The sequence below is a fragment of the Persicitalea sp. genome, from assembly GCF_041751555.1.
GTDB lineage: Bacteria > Bacteroidota > Bacteroidia > Cytophagales > Spirosomataceae > Persicitalea.
In genome coordinates, this window is record NZ_JBGSXF010000750.1 from 1 (window position 1) to 4178 (window position 4178).

A 4178-nucleotide genomic window follows, 5' to 3' on the forward strand; every position below is an offset into this window, starting at 1 on the left:
CTCCTCTCCCTGTAAGTCACGGAGTTTGGGTTTGTAGTCAAAAAGCTCCTGCTGCGAGGGCGCGCCGTTTTGAAACAAATAAATGACCCGCTTAGCCTTCGGCGCAAAATGCGGAATGCCGGGTGCCAGCCCATCCATTTCTGCCCCTCCGCCCTTTAATAGCTCGGGCATTAATAAAGAACCCAACGCTACCCCTCCAATCCCCAGACTCATGGAAGAAAGGAAGCGGCGGCGGTTGAAGGTAAAGCCGTGTTCGGTTTGGGCGTTGTCCATATTAATTTTGAATTAGTGAATGTCGGACGGGGTCACCCGGCGATGCCGGAATATTAGGACGGGAACGTTGAAAAAATGGGCGAAAGCAATATTCACAAATTTCGACATTCCGACATTCCAAATTTAAAACCTAAGTCTTAGTTATCGCTTCTTCCAAATTATAGATCGTCGAGATCACCCTCATCAGGGCAGCTTGGTTGACTTGGTCAAGGTTTTTCGTCATGGGGTACTCTCCTACTGTAAGCATTTTTCGGGCAGCTTCGGGGGTAAGGGTACTTTGTTGTTTTTCGAAGTAGTTGGTCAGGATTTTTAATTCTTTTTCGCTGGGTGTGCGACAGATGATGAGGCGGAAGGCTTTAATCAGTTTGTCGTTTGTGCTGGTTTTTTCTTGTAATAGTTTAGCGGAAAGTACCCGCGAGGCTTCCAGCACCGCGGGGTCGTTCATCATGACGAGGGCTTGAAGCGGCGTGTTGGTTTTCAGACGCTTTACTTCGCATAGGTCGCGGTTGCTGGCGTCGAAAATGCCCATTGTGGGCGGCGGCACGGTGCGCTTGATGAGCGTATACATTCCGCGGCGGTAGAGCTTGCTGCCGTGGTCTTGCTTGTAGACCGAAAGCAGACCCCGCCCCGAAGTCGCGCCCTCCCATAGACCGTCGGGTTGGTAGGGTTGCACGCTCGGCCCGCCGATGCTGCGGTTGAGTAGACCGCTACTGGCCAGCACCAAATCCTTGACGTACTCGGCGTGAATCCGGTACCGCGACCCACGGGCTAAATAGACGTTTTCGGGATCTTTGGCCAAAGCCTGTTTGCTCACGATAGCCGATTGGCGGTAAGTGGCCGAGGTGACCATCTGCTTCACTAGCCGCTTGATGTCCCAGCCATGCTCCATGAAGTCCACGGCCAACCAGTCGAGCAGGGCCGGGTGTGTGGGCAGGTCGCCTTGCATTCCAAAATCGCCGGAGGTTTTGACGATGCCTTTTCCGAAAAATTCCTGCCACAGAATATTGACGTACACGCGGGCCGTCAGCGGATTTTTCTTGTCAAATAACCATTTGGCTAGGCCAAGTCGATTTTGGGGGTAGTTTTCGTTGAAAGGCAGGATGGCGGAGGGTGTTCCGGGCTGTACTTCGTCGCCGGGGGCATCATAGACGCCACGTTTCAGGATGTGCGTTTTGCGGGTCGAGTCCAAATCCCCCATGACCGAAACGATGAGACGGTTGGTATCGGGTTTGTTCACAAAACTTAGGATGCTTTCCGCGTCCTCGTCGCTAATTTCCATCAACGGTTTCTTGGCGTAAGTCTCCGGCCCTCCGATGACCGACTCGCGGCCTACCTCTTTCACATTGTTAAAAAACGCGAACATCTGGTAGTACTCCTTCTGCGAAAACGGATCGTACTTGTGATCATGGCAGTGGGCGCATTCCAGCGTCACGCCCAGCAGACCCTTGCCAAACATATCGTTGCGGTCAGTCACGTAGAGCATCCGGTACTCCTCGTCGATGATGCCGCCTTCCTCGGTGATCTTGTGGTTACGGTTGAAGCCCGTCGCCAGCAGTTGCTCCTTGTTGCTGTCAGGCAGTAGGTCGCCCGCAAGCTGCCAGGTCACGAACTTCTTATACGACATATTCTCGTTGAAGGCATGAATCACCCAATCGCGCCAGGGCCATTGGGTACGGTAGCCATCATCCTGGTAGCCATGCGAATCGGCGTAACGGGCCAAATCCAGCCAATGCAGTGACATTTTCTCGCCGTAAGCAGGTAGTTTCAGCAGCCGATCCACCATGCGCTCGTAGGCATCGGGGCGGTCGTCGGCCAGAAAATCGTTTTGCATTTCCAGCGTGGGCGGCAAGCCGAGAATATCCAGGCTGAGGCGTTTCAGCAAGCGTTCCTTGTCGGCTTCGTCGTTTGGCGTGAGGCCCTGCTGTTCTTGTTTTTGTAAAATAAAATAGTCGATCTCATTGCGCGGCCAGTCGGCGGCATCCACTTCCGGCAAGGTGGGCTTTTGGGGGGCTTCAAAAGCCCAGTGCTTCTCGTATTTTGCCCCCTGCGCAATCCACTTTTCGATCAGAGCGATTTCGCGTTCGGTCAGTTTTAGGTTGGAGTCCACGGGCGGCATCCGCTCGGTGCTGTCCACGGAGGTGATGCGCAGGAACACCTGCGACAGTTCCGGCTTGCCTGCGACCAACGCGTGGGCACCGGGGTTTTCCTCCAAAGCCGCGAAAGCATTCTCGGCAATATCCAGCCGCAGCCCCGCCTCACGCTTGTTGGCGTCGGGGCCGTGGCAAGCCAGGCATTTGTCCGAAAGAATGGGCCGAATGTCGAAGTTGTAGCTGACCTCCTCGGGTAGTTTTTCATCTGCTGAATGGAGGGTACTTTCCCCGCATCCCTGCATGGCAGCGGCTAAAAAGCTCAAACCAGCCAGGAAAATGAGTACTTTTTGCATAAAGCTTTCAAGTTAGGTCACAGAGTTTCTTAGAGGTTTCCTTCTTCCCTTTTCTCCTTCAACTTCTTCTTCACCACATCACCCGGATATTTCAAAGCCAATTTCCTGATATCGTAGGTAAATTCCGTAAAAGTCTCTTCCCACAACTTCGCCTCCTCAGGCGTGTATTCATGAAAGCCGTGGGCATTCGCGACGCCCTTTCCGCCTTCGCGTACGATCTTATCTATTAACTCCGGTACTTCGGTACTATTGTTGAGCGTGGGCAATAGCCGCTTCATTACAGTGTGGTAAGCCGGAACGCCCGTCAAATCCATCCAACGGAATACGCCCGCCAGCGTCATAAAATAGCCCGTGTTGTTGCGGCAGGCGCGATCCACATCTTCCACTGTGGCGTAGCCACCTTCCACCAGACTAATGGCCTCGCGGTACATGGCGTACATGAGGCGGTTGGTGATAAAGCCAGCGATGTCTTTTCTGACTAAGATGGGTTCCTTGCCCCATTTGTGCGACAGTTCGTAGAGGTACTCGCCGTTTTTTATATCCGTGTCGTTGCCGCAAATAATTTCCAGAAAGCGCGTAGTATGAGCGGGTTCCGTCCAATGTAAACCCAGAAAACGGGCCGGGTGTTCGGTCATTTGCTGCAAAGTACTGATGGGAATCGCCGAGGTATTGCTTGTGAGCAGGGCGTCAGCAGGCAGGTGCGCTTCGATTTTCTTGTAGACCTGCTCCTTGATCATTACGTTTTCGATCGTGCATTCGACCACCAGACGGCAGTCGCGCAAGTCGGCGTAATCCTCGGTGATTTTCAGGTTTTTAAAGTAATACTCGGGCGGGTTCTCCACCAGGCCATTTTCCAAAGCATTGACGAAATGCTCCCTAATTCGGTCTTCAGCATTATCGAGGTCGATGGGTATTGGAGCCACAGCTACTACCGGGTGCCCGGCGATGAGGAGACACGTGACGATGCTACAGCCCATCAGGCCGAGGCCCACCACACTTACCGGGATTTCCTGGGTGTTCATTGATTTGGTCTTTTTTGGCGGGAAAGTCTTTCGTAGTGCAAAGGGTAGTTGGGGCGGTTTTTACTACTTCGTTCTCTTAGAATAAAGAGTTTCATGGAGTTCGCGCTTAGTTTCTCGAAGTTTTCTGGTACCCATTCCAAAGTGAGAAAGATTGACTTCTTGGCTTTTGGTCCTACTTGTTTGAGGTAAATAACCTAACTTGATCATTTTAGATTGTCCAACCTCCCCTTAGATGATTTTTCGTATTATTGTGGAGAGCACCATTTCTACAAAGCCAACTTTGGATATGTCCAGACTTTCTATCTTTCTACTCCTGTCGCTTGTCAGCACTTCGGCAATCTTCGCGCAAAACGCTAAACCCAACATCATCTACATCTACGCCGATGACCTCGGTTACGCCGAACTCGGCTGTTACGGCCAGAAGAAAATAAAGACGCCGA

General features: G+C 52.3%; 3 protein-coding genes and 1 pseudogene. 1 reads left to right on the plus strand and 3 read right to left on the minus strand.

What is annotated here, in order from left to right:
* From ACEW8P_RS26150 to ACEW8P_RS26160, 3 genes are all read right to left on the minus strand, one after another.
* On the minus strand, nt 1-273 hold a 273-nt coding region (locus tag ACEW8P_RS26150), incomplete at its 3' end, for a DUF1501 domain-containing protein (protein WP_373516005.1).
* A gap of 130 nt (nt 274-403) precedes the next feature.
* Nucleotides 404-2665, minus strand: a complete 2262-nt coding sequence (locus ACEW8P_RS26155) for a PSD1 and planctomycete cytochrome C domain-containing protein (protein WP_373516007.1) — start codon at nt 2663-2665, stop codon at nt 404-406.
* An 80-nt stretch (nt 2666-2745) separates the two neighbouring features.
* Complete coding sequence (locus tag ACEW8P_RS26160) at nt 2746-3738, minus strand: 3-hydroxyacyl-CoA dehydrogenase family protein (protein ID WP_373516006.1); 993 nt, start codon at nt 3736-3738, stop codon at nt 2746-2748.
* Between the two features lie 286 nt (nt 3739-4024).
* Between ACEW8P_RS26160 and ACEW8P_RS26165 the strand changes: the two are divergent.
* Nucleotides 4025-4178, plus strand: a pseudogene (locus ACEW8P_RS26165) (N-acetylgalactosamine-6-sulfatase); the annotation flags it as partial.